The following is a 19,696-nucleotide window of genomic DNA, read 5'->3' as shown; positions in this document are numbered from 1 at the left end:
AGACAGAGATGAACAAGCAGGATGGAATGCATTATGCCCCGACGGGCAAACCGCAGCCGGTGGTGGTGCCCGGGGAATTTGTCTTTGCCGCCGTGGCGCTCGATCACGGGCATATTTACGGTATGTGCAACGGCCTGACGGAGGCAGGCGCGACCCTGAAATGGGTTTACAATCCGGATGCGGCGAAGGTCGAAAAATTCTGTCAGCAGTATCCGCAGGCGCAGGCGGCAGCGTCGCTGGACGCCATTCTCAACGATCCTGAGGTGAAGCTGGTGGCGGCAGCGGCGGTTCCATCGGAACGCTGCCCGCTGGGGCTTAAGGTAATGGCCGCCGGAAAAGATTATTTCACCGACAAAGCGCCGCTTATCAGCCTGGAACAGCTGGCGGACGCGAAGGCGATGGTGGCGAAAACCGGGCGCAAATACGCGGTCTACTACAGCGAGCGGCTGCATGTGGAAAGCGCGGTCTTTGCCGGACAACTGGTGGCGCAGGGGGCGATTGGTCGGGTGATCCAGACGCTCGGCACTGGGCCGCACCGCGAAGGCCACGGCCGCCCGGACTGGTTCTACGATCGCCGCTATTATGGCGGCATTCTCTGCGACATCGGCAGCCATCAGATCGAACAGTTTCTGTTTTATACCGGCAACCAGGACGCGCGCATTCTGGCAAGCCAGGTGCGCAATGTTAACCATCCGCAGTACCCCACCTTTGAGGATTTTGGCGATGCCATGCTGGCGGGGGAGAACGGCGCGAGCGGCTATTTCCGCTGTGACTGGTTCACGCCGGACGGACTGTCCACTTGGGGCGACGGCCGCCTGACGCTGCTCGGCACCGAAGGTTATATCGAGATCCGCAAATACATCGACCTGTCGCGCGGCGAGCAGGACGTGGTCTATCTGGTGAATCAGGCGGGCGAATTCCGTTATCCCGTCGCCGGAAAAATTGGCTTCCCCTATTTTGGCGCGCTGATACTCGACTGTCTGCACCGCACCGAAAACGCCATGACCCAGGCTCACGCGTTCAAAGCGGCAGAGCTGTGCGTACGGGCGCAAATGCTGGCGAACGCCCGTCAGCCGGAGGCGTAAATGGACAGGCTTAACGTCGCCATTACGGGCGCGGGGGCAATCCACGGCTGTCACGTGGCGGCGCTGCGACATACGCCTGGGGTGGCGCTGCGCGCGCTGGTGGACATTGACGCTGAAAAAGGCGCGGCGCTGGCCCGCCGCTACGGCTGCCGCTTTTATCAGGATTATCGTGAGATGCTCACGGATATGAACATCGACGCGGTACATATCTGTACGCCGCACCATCTGCACCGGGAGATGATCATCGCGGCGCTTGCCGCCGGAAAGCAGGTGTTCAGCGAAAAGCCGGTCGGCCTGTCGCTGGCAGAGGTGGCGCAGATCCGTGAAGCGGCTGCCGGTGCTGAGGGCGTGCTCGGCCTGTGCTTTCAGAATCGCTATAACCCCACCAGCCAGGCGATCCGGGCGCAGCTGGCGGATGGCGGCATCGGCCAACTGCGGGGCATGAAGGCCAGCCTGACGTGGTCGCGCGGCGGGGATTACTACAGGCCTGGCGGCTGGCGCGGACGCTTTGCCACCGAGGGCGGCAGCCTGCTGATCAACCAGGCGATCCACACCCTCGATCTGATGCAGTGGTTCGCGGGCGGCGTGACGCGGGTGAAAGGCGTGGTCGACAGCACTTTATTAAGCGGGGTGATCGAGACGGAAGACAGCGCGATGGCGACGCTGGAATTCAGCGGCGGGGCGTATGGCGTGTTTCATGCCACCACCTGCTACTCAGCAGATGCCGCGCTTTCCCTTGAGATCGACGGCGAACGGGGACGCTTACGGCTGGAGGAAAATCAGCTCTGGCGCATTACCGGCAATGCCCGCACGCTGCTGGCGCAGGATACGCCGCCTGAAGGCGATGCCAGAAACTACTGGGGCGACGGCCACCGGCGGGCGATCCAGCAGTTTTATGCCACCGTGCGCGATCCCACACGGCCTGTGCATATCTCCCTTGAGGATGCCGCATGCGCGCAGGCGATAGTCGAGGCGATCTACCGCTCCTCGCAGATCCGGCAATGGATAAGCCTGGCGCAATGAAGGCGGTGTATTACTGACCAAGCCCGTTCTGGCAACCCAACGCTGCCTTAGGCTATACTACCCCCTGAAATTGCGGGTCAACCTTCCACGGCCCGCTTTTACTTAGCTTTACCACATAGATTTTCAACCTTCCCCCTTTCGAGGATCTGGCCTATGGCTGGATAAGATATGTTAAACAGTATTTTACTAATACTCTGTCTGATCGCTGTGAGTGCGTTTTTCTCGCTGTCGGAGATTTCGCTCGCGGCGTCCCGTAAAATTAAACTTAAGCTGCTGGCCGATGAGGGCAATATCAATGCCATGCGCATCCTGAAAATGCAGGAAACGCCGGGTATGTTCTTTACGGTGGTGCAAATCGGCCTGAATGCGGTCGCCATTCTCGGCGGTATCGTGGGCGATGCGGCGTTCTCCCCGGCCTTCTACAGCGTGCTAATCAACTTCATGTCACCGGAGCTGGCGGATCAGCTGAGCTTTATGATCTCCTTCACCCTTGTTACCAGTATGTTCATCCTGTTTGCGGATCTCACTCCGAAACGCATCGGTATGATTGCGCCAGAAGCGGTGGCTTTGCGCATCATCAACCCGATGCGCTTCTGCCTGTTTATCTTCACGCCGCTGGTGTGGTTCTTTAATGGCCTGGCAAACGTGATTTTCCGCATTTTCAAACTGCCGATGGTGCGCAAAGATGACATCACCTCCGACGATATTTATGCGGTGGTGGAAGCGGGCGCGCTGGCGGGCGTGCTGCGTAAGCAGGAGCACGAGCTTATCGAGAACGTCTTTGAACTGGAATCCCGTACCGTGCCGTCGTCCATGACCTCGCGCGAGAACATCATCTGGTTCGATTTGCATGAAGATGAGCAGAGCCTGAAGAATAAAGTGGCGCAGCATCCGCACTCCAAATTCCTCGTCTGTAATGAAGATATTGACCATATCATCGGCTATGTGGATTCCAAGGATCTGCTGAACCGTGTAATTGGCAACCAGAGCCTGACGCTGGTGAACGGCGTGCAGATCCGCAACACCCTGATCGTGCCGGATACGCTGACGCTTTCGGAAGCGCTGGAAAGTTTCAAAGCGGCGGGTGAAGACTTCGCGGTGATCATGAATGAATACGCGCTGGTGGTGGGCATTATCACGCTGAACGATGTGATGACCACGCTGATGGGCGATCTGGTAGGCCAGGGTCAGGAAGAGCAGATCGTAGCGCGTGACGAGAACTCATGGCTGATTGACGGCGGTACGCCGATTGACGACGTGATGCGCGTACTGGATATCGACGAGTTCCCGCAGTCCGGCAACTATGAAACCATCGGCGGTTTTATGATGTTCATGCTGCGTAAAATCCCGAAACGCACCGACTCGGTGAAATTCAACGGCTTTAAGTTCGAAGTGGTGGATATTGATAACTTCCGCATCGATCAGCTGCTGGTGACGCGTATCGACAGCAAGCCAACGGTGCTGGTGCCGAAGATGCCGGATGGCAGTGAGAAAGGCGCGGCATAACTTTTACCTGTGCCAGAAACATCAACGGCCCCTTCAGGGGCCGTTTGCATTTTAGTTATTCACTAATTACTGCATAGCACATCGATTACGCCAAATCAGACTGCAAACGCAGTACCTGGCGGTTAACTTCAGACATTACGGAGTAATGCTGTTTGTCTTTTACTTTCGGCAGCAGGATTTTACCCTTATCAAACTCGAAAGCCCCGACGTCCTTGATGTACAACCGTCCACGAAACAGGATTTTTACGTATTTTGCTACCTGAAGCGGGTTGTAACGTTGGAAAATTTTCATTGTTGTCTCTCTTCTGCTGAGTCTACGCCCTTGCGGTACCACAATCGGACCGACTGTTATGAACGCAAATTTTGTTGCCCAATGACTATAGATCACAAACCACCTGTTACCCAGTTTGCAGCAGGTTATTTACCGTTTCATGACAATTAATCAGAATATTCTTTTCCATGCTTAATCAGAGGCAGTATAAGTCGTCGTTTTTTTACAGATGTGTGCGTTACGCCGCAAAGTGGCACCGGGATTGCGGGAAAACACCATTGATCGCACTTATGATTAAAATGTTAAGACCAAGTGGTCGGATCACCTGCAAACAATAATACAGAAGGAAACCTCATGACCTTACGCACTCTGCTGGCAGCCACCTGCCTGCTCCTGCCATTGATGGCCTCTGCCCATCGCTTTGAGAACAATCAGCGCGTTCCGCCGGTCGGCATCGCCGACAGAGGGGAGCTGATCCTCAGTAATAATGAGTTTAGCTACAAAAAATGGAACAGCGCGCAGCTGCCTGGAAAAGTGCGGGTGGTGCAACATATTGCCGGTCGTTCGTCAGCAAAAGAGAAAAATGCCGCGCTGATCGAAGCGATCAAATCGGCGAATTTGCCCCACGACCGTTACCAGACCACCACCATCATTAATACCGATGATGCCATTCCCGGTTCGGCGATGTTTGTGCGCAGCAGCATTGAGAGCAATAAAAAGCTCTATCCCTGGTCACAGTTTATCGTCGACAGCGACGGCGTGGCGCGTAAAGCCTGGCAACTGGATGAAGAAAGCTCTGCGGTGGCGGTGCTGGATAAAGACGGACGGGTCCAGTGGGCGAAAGATGGCGCGCTGACGCCAGCCGAAGCGCAGCAGGTGGTCGCCCTGCTGCGCCAGTTGCTCAGTAAATAGAAACCCGGAAGCCGGGGTTGAGGAAGGATTCACGCGGCGTATAGTCAAGGGTTTTACCCTGCCAGTCGTGAACGTGCGCCCCGGCGGCGGCGGCCACCGCATGGCCCGCCGCCGTATCCCAGACGTTGGTCGGCCCAAAGCGCGGATAAAGCTGCGCCTGCCCTTCTGCCACCAGGCAGAATTTCAGCGACGAGCCAATGGACGTGGTCTGGTGCTCGCCCAGCTGTTGCAGGTACTCTTTCAGCTCATCATCACTGTGCGAGCGGCTGATCACCACCAGCGGCGGACGGGCATCGCGCACCTGAATGGGCTTGCGGATGCCGCTCTCTTCTTTCCAGGCTTTGCCGTCGGCGGCGCTGTACATCACGTTAAGCACCGGCGCGTAGACCACGCCGAGCACCGGCTTGCCGTTTTCGATCAGCGCAATGTTCACCGTGAACTCGCCGTTGCGTTTGATAAATTCTTTGGTGCCGTCCAGCGGATCCACCAGCCAGTAGCGCTGCCAGTGCTGACGAATTTCCCAGGACGGCGGATCTTCTTCCGAGAGCACAGGAATATCCGGCGTTAATGCCACCAGCCCCTGCACAATAATTTGATGAGCGGCAATGTCTGCCGCCGTTACGGGTGAGTCATCGGTTTTACTGGTGACGTCCATCGGCTGATGGCCGTCGTACACCTGCATAATCGCATCCCCTGCCTCGCGGGCAAGCTGACAAATTGCATCTAACATCGTCCACCTCTTTTTTATTTCAGTGGGTTAACTCGTTGTTTTACTTATATCGCATCATAAAGGGATCCGCCATCTGTGATAGTGATTCCGGTTTCCATGGCAACTTTTATGGCAAGATTCACAATTCTGTAAGCAACAAAATGTAAATACATTCTCTTTTGTGGCTTAGATCTTAAAAAGGACATCTCTGATGATTAAGTTTAGCGCAACGCTCCTGGCCACGCTGATCGCCGCCAGCGTGCAGGCCGCAACGGTGGATCTCCGCATTATGGAAACCACTGATTTGCATAGCAATATGATGGACTTCGATTACTACAAAGATAGCGCGACAGAAAAATTCGGCCTGGTGCGTACCGCCAGCCTGATCAACGCCGCCCGCAGTGAAGTCACTAACAGCGTGCTGGTGGATAACGGCGACCTGATCCAGGGCAGCCCGCTCGGCGATTATGTTGCCAGCCACGGACTGAAAAAAGGCGAGGTGCACCCGGTTTATAAGGCGTTAAATACCCTGGATTATGCGGTGGGCAACCTCGGCAACCATGAATTCAACTATGGTCTGGATTTCTTGCACAACGCGCTGGCAGGGGCGAAATTCCCGTACGTTAACGCCAATATCATCGACGTTAACACCAAAAAGCCGCTGTTCACTCCTTACATCATTAAAGACACTCAGGTTAAAGATAAAGACGGTAAAGAGCATAGGCTGCGTATCGGCTATATCGGCTTCGTGCCGCCGCAGATCATGACCTGGGATAAAGCCAATCTCGACGGTAAAGTCACGGTCAACGACATCACCGAAACCGCGCGCCGTTATGTGCCGGAGATGCGTGAGAAAGGCGCGGATCTGGTGGTGGTAGTGGCCCACTCCGGCCTGTCTGCCGATCCGTATCAGGCGATGGCGGAAAACTCTGTGTACTACTTAAGTCAGGTGCCGGGCGTGGATACCATTTTGTTCGGCCACGCCCATGCCGTTTTCCCGTCGAAAGACTTCGCCAGTATCAAGGGCGCAGACGTGGAGAACGGCAAGCTGAACGGCGTGCCGTCAGTGATGCCGGGCATGTGGGGCGATCATCTTGGCGTGGTGGATCTGACGCTGAGCAATGACAGCGGCAAGTGGCAGGTCACGCAGTCGAAAGCAGAAGCGCGTCCGATTTACGACGCGGTGGCGAAAAAATCGCTGGCCGCTGAAGACAGCAAACTGGTGGACGTGCTGAAGCATGACCACGACGCGACGCGGGAATTTGTCAGCAAGCCGATCGGCAAATCCGCCGACAACATGTACAGCTATCTGGCGCTGGTGCAGGACGACCCGACGGTGCAGGTGGTGAACAACGCGCAAAAAGCCTACGTTGAGCATTTCATTCAGGGCGATCCGGATCTGGCGAAACTGCCGGTGCTGTCTGCCGCCGCGCCCTTCAAAGTGGGTGGTCGTAAAAACGATCCGGCGAGCTTTGTTGAGGTGGAAAAAGGCCAGCTTACCTTCCGTAACGCCGCCGATCTCTATCTGTATCCGAACACCCTGGTGGTGGTGAAAGTCAGCGGTAGCGAACTGAAAGAGTGGCTGGAGTGCTCCGCCGGGCAGTTTAATCAGATCGATGTGAACAGCATCAAACCGCAGTCGCTGATCAACTGGGACGGTTTCCGCACCTATAACTTCGATGTCATCGACGGCGTAAAATATCAGATCGACATCACCCAGCCCGCGCGTTACGACGGTGAATGCCAGAGCGTGAATCCGCAAGCGGAGCGCATTAAAGATCTGACCTTCAACGGCAAAGCTGTCGATCCGGCGGCGACCTTCCTTGTCGCCACCAATAACTACCGCGCTTACGGCGGCAAGTTTGCCGGTACCGGCGACAGCCATATCGCTTTTGCCTCGCCGGATGAAAACCGCGCGGTGCTGGCGAAATGGATCGGCGACGAGTCGGCGCGCGCGGGCGAGATCCACCCGGCGGCGGATAACAACTGGCGTCTGGCCCCTATCCACAGTAAAGCGCCGCTCGATATTCGCTTTGAAACCTCGCCGTCGGAAAAAGCGGCGGCCTTTATCAAAGAGAAAGCGCAGTATCCGATGAAAAATACCGGCACCGATGACATCGGTTTCGCGATTTATCAGTTAGATTTAAGCGGCAAATAAATCACGCCGCACATCAACCGACTAAACGCCCGGCGGCGCAGGCTTGCCGGGCCTACATGTTCACCATCCCGTAGGCCGGGTAAGGCGAAGCCGCCACCCGGCATATATCACGGTTTACGCCGCACGCTCGTCGCGAAGCGCCAGCACCTGCGGCAGATTCAGCTCGATCCAGTCCGCCAGATCGGCCACTTTCTCGCTCACCTGCTCGCCCAGCGGCGTCAGGCTGTACTCCACATGGGGCGGCACCACCGGATAGGACACCCGATTGATAAAGCCGTCCTGCTCCAGCCATTGCAGGCTTTGCGACAGCATTTTCTCACTGACGCCACCCATCTTGCGGCGCAGTTCGCTGAAACGGTGCGTGCCGTCGCGTAATGCCACCAGGATCAACACCCCCCAGCGGCTGGTCACATGTTTAAGCACATCCCGGGACGGACACTGCTCGGCGAATAAATTGCCGTCACGCAGTTGCTCGCTGAGGGTGGCAGGACGTTCAACTTTCTTCATACTAACCTTTTTGTACGTACTTACTAAAAGTGAGTCAGGGTGGTAGTGTCTCATAACACAACCCAGAGACGAAGGAGTTTTCCATGATTGCTATTACCGGAGCCACCGGCCAGCTTGGTCAGTTAGCTGTCGCCGCCCTGCAAAAAACCGTTCCCGCCAGCCAGATCGTCGCCATTGTGCGTAACCCCGCGAAAGCCGACGCGCTGGCGCAACAGGGCGTTGTCGTTCGTCAGGCGGATTACGGCGACGAAGCGGCATTAACCCGTGCGCTGGAAGGCGTTGAGAAACTGCTGCTCATCTCCTCCAGCGAAGTGGGTCAGCGCACCGCTCAGCATCGCAATGTGATCAACGCAGCCAAAGCCGCAGGCGTCAGTTTCATTGCCTATACCAGCCTGCTGCATGCGGATACCTCACCGCTCGGCCTCGCCGCAGAACATATCGAAACGGAGAAACTGCTCGCCGCCTCCGGCATTCCTTACGCCCTGCTGCGTAACGGCTGGTACAGCGAAAACTATCTCGCCAGCGCTCCGCCTGCGCTGGCGCACGGCGTGTTTATCGGCGCGGCGGGCGACGGTAAAATCGCCTCGGCAACCCGTGAGGACTACGCCGCTGCCGCTGCAAAAGTGGTCAGCGAAGACGGCCATGCCGGTAAGGTGTATGAACTGGCGGGCGATCAGGCCTGGACGCTGAGCGAGCTGGCGGCGGAACTGTCTAAGCAGAGCGGTAAAACCGTGGTCTATCAGAACCTCAGCGAAGCTGATTTTGCCGCCGCCCTGCGCGGTGTCGGCCTGCCGGATGCCTTTGCCAGCCTGCTGGCGGACTCCGACACCGGCGCGTCTAAAGGCGGTCTGTTTGATGACAGCCATACGCTCAGCAAACTGATTGGTCGCCCGACCACGCCGATTGCCACGAGCATCAAAGCCATACTGTAATTGTTACAAACTGGTTAATTTTTGTAGCATGCCGCCGGGTCATCCTTAATAATGAAGGCATGGCCCAGGCGGAGAGTGAATGTGCAAGGCGTACCGGAACAGTTCAGCGATGAGAAAGACCGCGCCCGTTTTCGGCACCTGCCGCAGTTACCGGGCGTCGAACTGTATCAGGCCCATATCTCCCGCTACGCCTTTGAGCCGCACACCCACGAAGCCTTCGGCATTGGCGCTATAGAAGCCGGTGCCGAGCGTTTTCGCTATCGCGGCGCGCAGCACGTCGCCCCGGTGAACTCCGTCGTCACCATGAATCCTGATGAACTGCACACCGGCGAGGCGGAAACCGCTGACGGCTGGCGCTATCGCATGATTTATCTGGAGCCTGAACTGCTGGAGCAGGTCACAGGCATCCGTCACTGGTGGTTTGCTGACGCCTCCCGTCACGATCCGCTGCGTTCGCGGCAGATTTGCGCCCTGATCCATGCCCTGTGGCATAGCGATGACACCCTGGCGCAGCAGGGGTATTTGCTCGATTTGATCGACGCTTTTCAGCCGCTGGCCCGTCATGCGCCGGTCAGTGCCGAAGGGGCGCACCGTTTTGAGCGCGTACGGGAGTATCTGCATGATAACTATATGCAGCCGCTGACCCTCGACGAACTGGCGCGCGTGGCGTCCCTCAGCCCGTACCATTTCCAGCGTCAGTTTAAAGCCCATTATCACGTCACCCCGCACCAGATGCTGATGGCGATCCGCCTGTGGCGGGCAAAGAATTTCCTCACCCACGGCCTGCCCGCCGCCGATGTCGCCGCCCTGACCGGGCTGACCGATCAGTCGCACCTGACCCGCGCCTTTACCCGCCGTTATGGCATCACGCCGGTACGCTACCAGAAGCAGGTCGCCCGCCGCTGATGCGCAACCTCATACAATATTCTTCCTCTGCCCTGCCCTACACTGCCGATCAACATGAATAATATGGATGGCAGGATGATTAGTGGTGTGCTGTATGCCCTGGCCGCAGGGTTAATGTGGGGACTGATTTTTGTCGGGCCGCTGCTGGTGCCGGACTATCCGGCGATTTTGCAGTCGACCGGACGTTATCTGGCGCTCGGGCTTATCGCCGTGCCGCTGGCCTGGCTGGGGCGCGTACGTCTGCGTCAGTTAAGCCGTAACGACTGGCTGATCGCCCTGGCGCTGACCCTGTCGGGCAACCTGGTTTATTACGTTTGTCTCGCCAGCGCTATTCAGCGTACCGGCGCGCCCGTCTCAACGATGATCATCGGCACGCTGCCGGTGGTGCTGCCGGTGCTGGCGAATCTGCTCTACAGCAAGCGTGACGGCAAGCTGCCGTGGCTGCGCCTTGCGCCCGCGCTGCTGTGCATCGCCGCAGGGCTGGTGTGTGTGAATATCGCCGAACTGCGGCACGGGCTGCCGAATTTCAGCGGGTGGCGCTATGGTTCGGGGATCGCGCTGGCGCTGGTGTCGGTGGCGTGCTGGGCATGGTATGCGCTGCGCAATGCCCGCTGGCTGCGGGAAAACCCGACGCGACATCCGATGATGTGGGCGACGGCGCAGGGCCTGGTGACGCTGCCGGTGTCGCTGGTGGGCTATATTGCGGCCTGTGTGTGGTTACAGGCGGATCAGCCGGGATTTGCGCTGCCGTTTGGTCCACGCCCGCTGGTATTTATTGGCCTGATGACCGCCATTGCCATTTTGTGTTCATGGGTGGGGGCGCTGTGCTGGAACCTGGCCAGCCAGAAATTGCCGACGGTGATCCTTGGACCGTTGATCGTCTTCGAAACGCTGGCGGGCTTGCTGTATACCTTTTTGCTGCGCCAGAGCGTGCCGCCGCTGTTGACGGTGTCGGGGATTGCGCTGCTGGTGGTGGGAGTGGTGATCGCGGTGCGGGTAAAACGGGTGGTGAACGTGTGATAGTGCCGGGTGGCGGCTTCGCCTTACCCGGCCTACATGATGATGAACATGTAGTATGTAGGCCCGGCAAGCCTGCGCCGCCGGGCATCAGGCTTAGAAGGTTTCCCAGTTCGCGTCTGTAGTCGCGGCAACCGGCTTCATTTTCACCGCCGCCGGACGCGCGTTTGCTACGGCAGCCGGGGCGCGACGTTTCACTTTGAACACCGCCACGGTATCGTTAAGCAGGGAGGCCTGCTCTTCCAGCGCCGCTGCTGCTGCCGCGGATTCTTCCACCAGCGAGGCGTTCTGCTGCGTCACACGATCCATCTCCGCCACAGCCTGACCCACCTGGTCGATACCACGGCTCTGCTCGTCGGACGCCGAGGCGATTTCGCCCATAATATCGGTCACACGGGTTACGGCGCTGACGATTTCCGCCATGGTTTCACCGGCTTCGTGCACCAGCGCCGAACCTGCATCCACGCGGCTGCCGGAATCGTCGATCAAGGCTTTGATCTCTTTGGCGGCCTGCGCGCTGCGGCTTGCCAGGGTGCGAACTTCACCGGCTACCACCGCAAAGCCACGACCCTGCTCACCGGCACGGGCGGCTTCCACCGCGGCGTTCAGCGCCAGAATATTGGTCTGGAAGGCAATACCGTCGATTACGTTGGTGATCTGCGCGATTTTGCTGGAACTGGTGGCGATTTCATCCATGGTACGCACCACACCGTCGACCACTGCGCCGCCTTTCTGCGCGGTTTCCGAGGCGGTTTTCGCCAGCTGCGTCGCCTGACGGGCGTTATCGGCGTTCTGCTTCACGGTCGCGGTCAGCTGTTCCATACTGGCAGCGGTTTCTTCCAGCGAAGCGGCCTGCTGCTCGGTACGGGAGGAGAGATCGTTGCTGCCTGCGGAGATCTCACCGGCGCCGGTAAAGATAGTGTCTGCGCCATCGCGCACCACGCTGACGGTGGTCGCCAGCGCCTGCTGCATTTCACGTACGTTTGACGCCAGCAGCGCCATTTCGTTTTTGCCTTCCGCATCGATTTCATGGGTCAGATCGCCCGCCGCGATGTGGCGGATGTGGGCCATCACTTCATGTAACGGCTTCAGCAGCACGCGCTGCATGGCGATCCAGCTGGCGACGATCACCAGTACCACCAGCAGCATGATGGCGCTGAGGATCCACATGATGCGCTGATAATCATTTTCGTTATCGATGACGCCTTTGTTCGCCAGCTCAGCCTGCGCGGCACGCCATTCGCGATAGACGCTCTGCATAGCGACCTGTTTGCTCTCTGCGCCCTGTCTGAACATCGCCTCCAGATCGCCTGCTGCCAGCAGACGGTTCATTTCGGTCAGGGTAGTGGAATAGATGCCGTATTGCTTTTCCAGCTCCGGCGGCAGGCTGGGGTTCATGCCCGGCGTTTCCGGCAACGCATCGTAGATTTCATAGTGCTTTTGCGCATCGTCCAGCAGGCGTTTCGCGGTTTTTACCAGCTCACCCAGTTCGCCGCCGTTGATCTGGCTCGCGGTGCTGCTTTGCAGACGTAACATCCCGCGGTTAAGCGTCACGCGGGCCTGGTTCAGGCTGATCCAGGCGTCGGTAAATTCCGCCACGTTCTGGCTGGAGACCTGGGAGACATTAAAATTCTGTTTGTCATTGTTGAGTGCGCCGATAAAAACGGCCGCAGCAATCAGTTGCATCGCGCCGAGCACGAAAAGCACCATTATCAACAGGGTTATAACTTTTACACGTTTAAACATCGGGAACCTTTTATCGGATGCAGGATTTTTATGTGACGGGGGTATATCGGCAGGTTTTAACGCTTGTTTAACGAAGATATTGCAGGCTCGATACCAGTCGTTCACTTTCGCAAGGGGTTTCAATACGTTATGGTAAGTAAATTTTTGTGACGTAGCGCACAATTTACAGCAAATAAATCCCGTCACTCATAAGGGGTATAGCCGCGGCTTAAAGATGCATTTAAAATGCATCTTATATTCCGACTAACGAGGTAACTGTCATGGCCTTTCGCGATCAACCTTTAGGTGAGCTGGCGCTGTCTATCCCCCGCGCTTCTGCCCTGTTCCGTCAATACGATATGGATTACTGCTGTGGGGGCAAGCAAACGCTGGCACGTGCCGCGGCGCGCAAAGAGCTGGACGTAGCGGTCATTGAAGCGCAGCTGGCGAAACTGGCCGAACAGCCGGTGGAGAAAGACTGGCGCGTGGAACCGCTTGCCAACATCATCGACCATATCATCGTGCGCTATCACGATCGCCACCGCGAGCAGTTGCCGGAGCTGATCTTACAGGCAACCAAAGTCGAACGTGTCCACGCCGATAAGCCCAACGTGCCGCGCGGCCTGACCAAATACCTGACCATGCTGCATCAGGAGCTTTCCAGCCACATGATGAAAGAAGAACAGATCCTCTTCCCGATGATCAAACAGGGCATGGGCAGCCACGCCGCCGGGCCGATTAACGTCATGGAGAGCGAACATGATGAAGCGGGGGAACTGCTGGAGGTGATCAAACACACCACCAATAACGTGACGCCGCCGCCGGAAGCCTGCACCACCTGGAAAGCGATGTATAACGGCATTAATGAACTGATTGACGATCTGATGGAGCACATCAGCCTGGAAAATAATGTGCTGTTTCCGCGGGCGTTAAGCGGGGAGTAACGACGTTGCCCGGTGGCGCTACGCTTACCGGGCCTACGTGAACGGGATTATTGTCCAGGCCGGATAAGCGCAGCGCCATCCTGCATTACAGGCGACTAGCGGCGCATACGCGCCATACGTTTCTTACCCACTAAGAACCAGAACACACCCAGCACGATAAACCACAGCGGCGTGACGATCAGTGCCTGGCGGGTATCTTCTTCCAGCGTCAGCAGAACCAGCACGAAGACGAAGAACGCCATACACACCCAGCACATCAGCTTGCCGAGCGGCATCTTATAAATCGACTTCTCATGCAGGTGCGGGCGCTGTTTGCGGTAGACCAGATACGAGCAAAGAATAATGGTCCACACAAACATGAACAGGATCGCCGACACCGTGGTGATCATGGTGAAGGCAGAGATCACGCTCGGATTAACATACAGCATCACCACGCCGCCCAGCAGACAGATGCAGGAGAAGGTCAGGCCCGTGGCCGGTACGGCGCGCTTGGACAGCTTACCGAAGCTTTTCGGCGCGGCCCCGTCCTGTGCCAGACCGAACAACATACGGCTGGTGGAGAACACGCCGCTGTTTGCCGACGAGGCGGCCGAGGTCAGCACCACAAAGTTGATAATGCTTGCCGCCGCCGGTAAGCCGACCAGCACGAACAGCTCAACGAACGGGCTCTTCTCTGCCACTACCGAGCTCCACGGCGTCACCGACATAATAATAATCAGCGCGAACACGTAGAACATGATGATACGGATCGGAATGGAGTTGATGGCGCGCGGCAGGGATTTTTCCGGATCCTTCGTTTCTGCGGCCGTCGTGCCGACCAGTTCAATCCCCACAAAGGCAAACACCGCGATCTGGAAACCGGCAAAGAAACCGCTGATGCCTTTCGGGAACCAGCCGCCGTCATTCCACAGATGCGCGAAAGAGGCCTGTACGCCACTCGGCGAGGTGAATTCGGTCAGCACCATCACCAGACCCACCACGACCAGGCCGACAATAGCGACAATCTTGATCATCGCGAACCAGAACTCCATTTCGCCGAACATCTTCACCGTCGCGAGGTTGAGGCTCAGCAACAGCAGGATCACCGCCAGCGAAGCCACCCAGTCCGATAAGTTGGGGAACCAGAACTGTGCGTAAGAGGTGATCGCCACCACGTCGGCCATGCCGGTAACCACCCAGCAAAACCAGTAGGTCCAGCCGGTAAAGTAACCCGCCCACGGCCCCAGCAAATCGGCGGCGAAATCGCTGAACGATTTATATTCCAGATTTGACAGCAGCAGTTCGCCCATCGCGCGCATCACGAAAAACAGCATAAAGCCGATGATCATATAGACAAATATGATCGACGGCCCGGCCAGACTGATGGTTTTTCCTGAGCCCATAAACAGGCCGGTGCCGATAGCGCCGCCGATGGCGATAAGCTGGATGTGACGGTTGGTGAGATTGCGCCGTAGCGATTGCTCCGCCGGAGCCTGCTGGTCAGCGGCGACCTTCGTTTGATCTACCATGTATTTATTCCTGTACCTGTCTGCGTTGTTGAGGCTCTTCTGGCCTTTCATAGTGTCACGTGCGTGACAATGCCTTGGTTTTTTGACTCATCGATAGTAGGTAAGAATCGGAGGGATGAATACTGTGTTTTGAATGAGATGTTAAATTTATGTTTAAACTGAGTGTTATATCACTTCGTCTGTGCGAATCAGGTCACAAAAATACACGCAACAAATGCATTTGCAACATTAAATATCGACTCTGAGCTAAAGAACGGCATATGTGCGGAGAGAAAATACCCTCTCCCGGTTACGGGAGAGGGTTACTTTGCGGGAAATTACAGGATTTCCAGTAATTCCACTTCAAAGACCAGGGTGCTGAACGGAGGGATAGACGCGCCTGCGCCACGCTCGCCGTACGCCAGGTTCTGCGGAATGGTCAGTTCCCACTTCGAGCCAACCGGCATCAGGGTCAGCGCTTCGATCCAGCCTGGGATCACGCCGTTAACCGGGAATTCAGCCGGTTCGCCACGGGCGACAGAGCTGTCGAACACGGTGCCGTCGATCAGTTTACCGGTGTAGTGCACGCGCACGCGGTCAGTACGGGACGGGATTGCGCCTTCGCCCTGGGTCAGCACGCGGAACTGCAGACCGGATTCGGTGCTGTTCACGCCGTCTTTCTCACGGTTTTCGTCCAGGTATTTCACGCCTTCAGACGCCATCGCTTCGAAGCGCTCGCGACGGACGGCGTCAGCACGTTCGTGGATTTCACGCAGCGCGCGGTGTACGACGTCGACCGGTACCGCCGGCTGTTTGCCTGCCAGCGCGTCAGCAATGCCCGCTACCAGCGCTTCCGGTAACAGCCCCTGCAGGCCAGACTCGCTCAGTTGTTGCCCTACCTGAAGGCCAATGCCGTAGCTTGCCTGCGCTTCGATAGTGTCAAAAGTCGGGGTTGTCATGGGTTTTCCTTTCATCGCATTTAAAGTAGCGGGCAGCATAACAGTCAGGCTGCGGCGGGTAAAACTTTGTCGCGGTGATTGATGACAAATCGCAGGGAAAAAGAAACAATGGTGGCCGTAGGATTTTTCCCGAACTGAGGTCACGAAAGCGTGCTTTGCTACGCTCATCAGGCAGTTAGCAAACTATACTCAGTGACACAGGATACTAACGACGCGGAGCAGGAGGAAAGCCATGCCCGGACGATTTGAACTGAAACCAACCCTGGCGAGGATCTGGCACGCGCCGGACAACGTGCGCATCATGGATCCGCTGCCGCCGGGCCATCGTCGTGGCATTATTTTCGCCGCTGCGCTGATCGTTATCGGGTTCCTGCTGCCGGGTACGGACGACAGCGACGCGCCCTCTGCCACCCGCGATGCGCAGCTCGACCTCCAGTCGCAAACTCAGTCGCAACAGCCTATACAGCCTGAGCAGCCTCCGCTGGTCTCGTCGCCGCAAAACGACGGTCAGGTCGCGCCCATTGCGCCTGAGCCGATTCAGGAGCAGGAGCAAGAGCAGGAACAGCCGCCGACCACGCAGAACAGCGCGCCGTTGCAGGAGCCGACCGGCATTGAGCAGCAGTGGCGCACCTATCGCGTCGAACCGGGTAAAACCCTGGCGCAGCTGTTCCGCGACCATAATCTGCCGCCGACGGATGTCTATGCGATGGCGCAGGTTGAAGGCAATGGTAAGCCGCTCAGCAACCTGCAAACGGGGCAGATTGTGAAAATCCGCCAGAACGCCAACGGCGTGGTCACAGGGCTGACCATCGAAGCCAGCGGCGATCAGCAGGTGCTGTTTACCCGCCAGACGGACGGCAGCTTTATCCGCGCGCGTTAATTATTAATGGGTTGAACAGAGAGGGGAACGTCAGGCGTTCCCCTTTTTGACTTTATTCACCCACCAGATGCCGGAGCACACCAGCACCAGCGCCAGCGCATATTTCCATTCCAGGATGTTTTCGCCGAGGAAAATCGCCGACAGCACCGCGCCCGACACCGGGATCAGGAAGTTAAAGGGCGCGATCATGCCCACGCGGTTATATTTCAGCAGAATACTCCACAGCGCAAAGGCCACGGAAGAGAGCAGCGTCAGATAGCCCAGAATGGCCACCGAGGAGAAGCCGTGCAGGGTGAGCGAGCCGCCCGTGAGATAGCCCCCCACTACCAGCGCCAGACCGCCCATCCCCAGTTGATAGCCGGTCATCACCGTCGGATCCACCGTTTGCGAAATGCGCTTGCCGTACAGCGTGGCCGCCGAAAGAATAAACGCCGCCAGCACCACCGAGCCGTCGCCCATCAGCGTGAAGCTGAAATCCATGCCGCTGTTGAAGTTAACCACCATCACCCCGGCAAAGCCCAGCACGCAGCCGAGCGTTTTGTTGTAGCTCAGCTTGTCGTTCTGGTAGATGAAATGCGCCAGCAGTACGCTGAAAAAGGTGCCGGTGGCGTTCATGATCGAGCCTTTCACGCCGGTGGTGAACGCAAGCCCGATATAAAAGAAGATGTACTGCAATGACGTTTGCGTCAGGCCAAGCACGGCGAGCTGCCCATACTGGCGACCGCTCAGACGGGCGATGGGTTTACGCTGCATCATGGCGAACAGCAGCAGTAACAGCCCGGCAAACAGGAAGCGATAACCGGCAAAAACGATTTTTGACGGGATATCGTCGGTGGCGATCTGAAAAATCTCGTAGCCGCTCTTAATCGCCGGATAGGCGCTGCCCCAGAGCAGGCAGCAGAGCGCTGCGCCCATATAGACGACGTTTTTGCGGGCAAACAGAGGCGGCTGGTGGCTTGTGTCCATTCCTTCACCAAAAAATAAAATAATGTTTTATTTTTCTATTATCGCGAAAAGGTTAAGCAATAGCCAGTCAGTACAGGATCAGAATAGTAGAAGGCAGAAAAGCAAAACGCCGGCACAAGGCCGGCGTTTCGTTGTTATCAAAACGTGGGTTGCAGATTACTCAGCAACAACGTTGATGATAACTTTAGCGAACACTTCGCTGTGAACCTGGAAGCTCACTTCGTGCTCACCAGTGGTACGCAGAACGCCGTTCGGTAAACGAACTTCGCTCTTAGCCACGTCAACGCCAGCTGCAGTTACAGCGTCAGCGATGTCGCGAGTACCGATGGAACCGAACAGTTTACCTTCGTCGCCTGCTTTAGACGCAACGGTAACGGTGCCCAGTGCGTTGATTTTCTCAGCGCGAGCTTCAGCAGCGGACAGAACGTCAGCCAGTTTGGCTTCCAGTTCAGCACGGCGTGCTTCGAAGAATTCAACGTTTTTCTTGGTAGCAGGAACAGCTTTACCCTGCGGTACCAGGAAGTTACGAGCGTAACCCGCTTTAACGTTAACCTGATCACCCAGGCTACCCAGGTTTGCTACTTTATCAAGCAGAATAACTTGCATTACCTTATCCTCTCAAAGTCGTATTAATGGACCGTGACCGATTACTGATGACGATCAGTGTACGGCAGCAGGGACAGGTAGCGTGCGCGTTTGATAGCGCGAGCCAGCTGACGCTGATATTTTGCACGGGTACCGGTGATACGGCTTGGGACAATCTTACCGCTTTCGGTGATGTAGTTTTTCAGCGTTGCGATATCTTTATAGTCGATCTCTTGAACGCCTTCCGCGGTGAAACGGCAGAACTTGCGACGACGGAAATAACGTGCCATTTGGCTAGTCTCCAGAATCTATCAAATCAATCTGCTCGGCATGCAGTACCATTTTCGTCAGTCCGTTCTTTGCCTTATGGCAACTAATGAACCCCTGAACGGTGACTGCGCTACCGACCGTTATACTGTGAGTAATGGCCTGGTTCTCGTGCCCGCTGATTATTACAGGCATCTGGCACCACGCCTGCCGGTGGAAACCGGCTTCCTCCTGCACAGAACGATGCTCAAGCACGAACTGGCAATGAGGTATTCCTGATGGACTGACCTTTCGAAGGGGCATCCTGCACACGGTGCCGGATAACACCAGACGGTTGGTCATCAGAAATTACTCTTCAGAATCCCCAGCATCATCAGCATCTGCGGTTTCGTTTGCGAAATCATCGCGACGCTCACGGCGCTCGTCTTTCGCTTTAACCATCGGAGATGCTTCAGTAACAGCGTTTTTGGTACGCATAACCATGCTGCGGATAACGGCATCGTTGAAGCGGAAGTTAGTTTCCAGCTCATCGATCGCTTCCTGCGGCGCTTCAACGTTCATCAGAACGTAGTGAGCTTTGTGCAGTTTGTTGATCGGATAAGCCAGCTGACGGCGGCCCCAGTCTTCCAGACGGTGGATCGTACCTTCTGCTGCAGTGATTGCACCAGTGTAACGCTCGATCATGCCCGGAACCTGTTCGCTCTGGTCAGGATGGACCATAAAAACGATTTCGTAATGACGCATCGAATTGCTCCTTACGGATTATTCAGCCTCCTGTCAGGGTCAGCCGCGGCCCATGGAAGCAAGGAACGTGTTTGAAAGGCGGCTGAAAAATTGACGCGTAATCATACTTGCGA

At 56.7% G+C, this 19,696-nt stretch carries 21 protein-coding genes; 10 read left to right on the top strand and 11 right to left on the bottom strand.

The genetic code is table 11. The features are described 5' to 3' along the window. The first annotated feature begins 8 nt into the window (after positions 1 to 8). From ACQUTD_RS16760 to paeA, 3 genes are all read left to right on the top strand, one after another. On the top strand, positions 9 to 1,085 hold the full coding sequence (locus ACQUTD_RS16760) for a Gfo/Idh/MocA family protein (RefSeq protein ID WP_473276791.1): 1,077 nt from the start codon (positions 9 to 11) through the stop codon (positions 1,083 to 1,085). Next, positions 1,086 to 2,108 carry a Gfo/Idh/MocA family oxidoreductase gene (locus tag ACQUTD_RS16755; RefSeq protein ID WP_473276793.1) on the top strand — a complete coding sequence of 341 codons (1,023 nt, stop codon included), beginning with the start codon at positions 1,086 to 1,088 and terminating at the stop codon, positions 2,106 to 2,108. It begins immediately after the preceding gene. A gap of 168 nt (positions 2,109 to 2,276) precedes the next feature. Then, positions 2,277 to 3,614 carry a polyamine export protein PaeA gene (paeA, locus tag ACQUTD_RS16750; protein WP_072570319.1) on the top strand — a complete coding sequence of 446 codons (1,338 nt, stop codon included), beginning with the start codon at positions 2,277 to 2,279 and terminating at the stop codon, positions 3,612 to 3,614. Positions 3,615 to 3,699: 85 nt separating this feature from the next. Here paeA and ACQUTD_RS16745 read toward each other — a convergent pair whose 3' ends face one another. Next, positions 3,700 to 3,906 carry a DUF1107 domain-containing protein gene (locus ACQUTD_RS16745; protein WP_072570318.1) on the bottom strand — a complete coding sequence of 69 codons (207 nt, stop codon included), beginning with the start codon at positions 3,904 to 3,906 and terminating at the stop codon, positions 3,700 to 3,702. 333 nt (positions 3,907 to 4,239) lie between these two features. Between ACQUTD_RS16745 and ACQUTD_RS16740 the strand changes: the two genes are divergently transcribed. Continuing rightward, complete coding sequence (locus tag ACQUTD_RS16740; protein ID WP_318364461.1) at positions 4,240 to 4,797, top strand: YtfJ family protein; 558 nt, start codon at positions 4,240 to 4,242, stop codon at positions 4,795 to 4,797. Here ACQUTD_RS16740 and cysQ read toward each other — a convergent pair. After that, entirely contained in the window at positions 4,787 to 5,527 is a 741-nt protein-coding gene (cysQ, locus tag ACQUTD_RS16735) for a 3'(2'),5'-bisphosphate nucleotidase CysQ (protein ID WP_318364462.1), read from the bottom strand. The two genes, ACQUTD_RS16740 and cysQ, sit on opposite strands and share 11 nt — an antisense overlap. A 190-nt stretch (positions 5,528 to 5,717) precedes the next feature. Here cysQ and ACQUTD_RS16730 point away from each other — a divergent pair, with 190 nt between their 5' ends. Then, a complete protein-coding gene (locus tag ACQUTD_RS16730) occupies positions 5,718 to 7,664 on the top strand; it encodes a bifunctional 2',3'-cyclic-nucleotide 2'-phosphodiesterase/3'-nucleotidase (RefSeq protein ID WP_473276796.1) in 1,947 nt (648 codons plus the stop codon). 114 nt (positions 7,665 to 7,778) lie between these two features. On the opposite strand, the gene ACQUTD_RS16725 is transcribed toward ACQUTD_RS16730, so the two are convergent. After that, complete coding sequence (locus ACQUTD_RS16725; protein WP_318364464.1) at positions 7,779 to 8,171, bottom strand: winged helix-turn-helix transcriptional regulator; 393 nt, start codon at positions 8,169 to 8,171, stop codon at positions 7,779 to 7,781. Positions 8,172 to 8,254: 83 nt separating this feature from the next. Here ACQUTD_RS16725 and ACQUTD_RS16720 point away from each other — a divergent pair, with 83 nt between their 5' ends. The 3 genes from ACQUTD_RS16720 to ACQUTD_RS16710 all read left to right on the top strand — a co-directional run bounded on the left by ACQUTD_RS16720 (position 8,255) and on the right by ACQUTD_RS16710 (position 11,029). Beyond that, positions 8,255 to 9,103 (top strand): NmrA family NAD(P)-binding protein, encoded by an 849-nt coding sequence (locus ACQUTD_RS16720; RefSeq protein ID WP_473276800.1) that lies wholly within the window; start codon positions 8,255 to 8,257, stop codon positions 9,101 to 9,103. Positions 9,104 to 9,184: 81 nt separating this feature from the next. Beyond that, positions 9,185 to 10,009: an AraC family ligand binding domain-containing protein gene (locus tag ACQUTD_RS16715; RefSeq protein ID WP_473276802.1), complete on the top strand. Its 825-nt coding sequence runs from the start codon at positions 9,185 to 9,187 to the stop codon at positions 10,007 to 10,009. A 75-nt stretch (positions 10,010 to 10,084) separates the two neighbouring features. After that, positions 10,085 to 11,029: an EamA family transporter gene (locus tag ACQUTD_RS16710; protein WP_473276804.1), complete on the top strand. Its 945-nt coding sequence runs from the start codon at positions 10,085 to 10,087 to the stop codon at positions 11,027 to 11,029. A gap of 93 nt (positions 11,030 to 11,122) precedes the next feature. Here ACQUTD_RS16710 and ACQUTD_RS16705 read toward each other — a convergent pair whose 3' ends face one another. Then, complete coding sequence (locus tag ACQUTD_RS16705; protein WP_473276805.1) at positions 11,123 to 12,772, bottom strand: methyl-accepting chemotaxis protein; 1,650 nt, start codon at positions 12,770 to 12,772, stop codon at positions 11,123 to 11,125. Positions 12,773 to 13,032: 260 nt separating this feature from the next. Here ACQUTD_RS16705 and ytfE point away from each other — a divergent pair, with 260 nt between their 5' ends. Then, on the top strand, positions 13,033 to 13,695 hold the full coding sequence (ytfE, locus tag ACQUTD_RS16700) for an iron-sulfur cluster repair protein YtfE (RefSeq protein ID WP_318364469.1): 663 nt from the start codon (positions 13,033 to 13,035) through the stop codon (positions 13,693 to 13,695). Between the two features lie 95 nt (positions 13,696 to 13,790). Here the strand turns inward: ytfE and cycA are convergent, their stop codons facing one another. Beyond that, positions 13,791 to 15,203, bottom strand: a complete 1,413-nt coding sequence (gene cycA / locus ACQUTD_RS16695; RefSeq protein ID WP_072570309.1) for a D-serine/D-alanine/glycine transporter — start codon at positions 15,201 to 15,203, stop codon at positions 13,791 to 13,793. Positions 15,204 to 15,520: 317 nt separating this feature from the next. Next, on the bottom strand, positions 15,521 to 16,141 hold the full coding sequence (gene fklB, locus ACQUTD_RS16690; protein ID WP_318376720.1) for an FKBP-type peptidyl-prolyl cis-trans isomerase: 621 nt from the start codon (positions 16,139 to 16,141) through the stop codon (positions 15,521 to 15,523). 232 nt (positions 16,142 to 16,373) lie between these two features. Between fklB and ACQUTD_RS16685 the strand changes: the two genes are divergently transcribed. Next, entirely contained in the window at positions 16,374 to 17,021 is a 648-nt protein-coding gene (locus tag ACQUTD_RS16685; RefSeq protein ID WP_473276806.1) for a LysM-like peptidoglycan-binding domain-containing protein, read from the top strand. 30 nt (positions 17,022 to 17,051) lie between these two features. Here the strand turns inward: ACQUTD_RS16685 and ACQUTD_RS16680 are convergent, their stop codons facing one another. The 5 genes from ACQUTD_RS16680 to rpsF all read right to left on the bottom strand — a co-directional run bounded on the left by ACQUTD_RS16680 (position 17,052) and on the right by rpsF (position 19,583). Next, the gene (locus ACQUTD_RS16680) at positions 17,052 to 17,987 is read right to left on the bottom strand and encodes a DMT family transporter (RefSeq protein ID WP_318364471.1); all 936 of its coding nucleotides are present in this window, start codon (positions 17,985 to 17,987) and stop codon (positions 17,052 to 17,054) included. A gap of 156 nt (positions 17,988 to 18,143) precedes the next feature. Next, positions 18,144 to 18,593, bottom strand: a complete 450-nt coding sequence (gene rplI, locus ACQUTD_RS16675; protein ID WP_072570305.1) for a 50S ribosomal protein L9 — start codon at positions 18,591 to 18,593, stop codon at positions 18,144 to 18,146. A gap of 41 nt (positions 18,594 to 18,634) precedes the next feature. Beyond that, positions 18,635 to 18,862 carry a 30S ribosomal protein S18 gene (rpsR, locus tag ACQUTD_RS16670; RefSeq protein ID WP_000135199.1) on the bottom strand — a complete coding sequence of 76 codons (228 nt, stop codon included), beginning with the start codon at positions 18,860 to 18,862 and terminating at the stop codon, positions 18,635 to 18,637. Positions 18,863 to 18,866: 4 nt separating this feature from the next. Further along, complete coding sequence (gene priB, locus ACQUTD_RS16665; protein WP_072570304.1) at positions 18,867 to 19,181, bottom strand: primosomal replication protein N; 315 nt, start codon at positions 19,179 to 19,181, stop codon at positions 18,867 to 18,869. Between the two features lie 6 nt (positions 19,182 to 19,187). Continuing rightward, positions 19,188 to 19,583: a 30S ribosomal protein S6 gene (rpsF, locus tag ACQUTD_RS16660; RefSeq protein WP_072570303.1), complete on the bottom strand. Its 396-nt coding sequence runs from the start codon at positions 19,581 to 19,583 to the stop codon at positions 19,188 to 19,190. Positions 19,584 to 19,696: the final 113 nt, after the last annotated feature.

The sequence above is a fragment of the Enterobacter sp. K510 genome (assembly GCF_055804875.1).
This window is presented reverse-complemented; position numbering and strand designations above follow the sequence as displayed.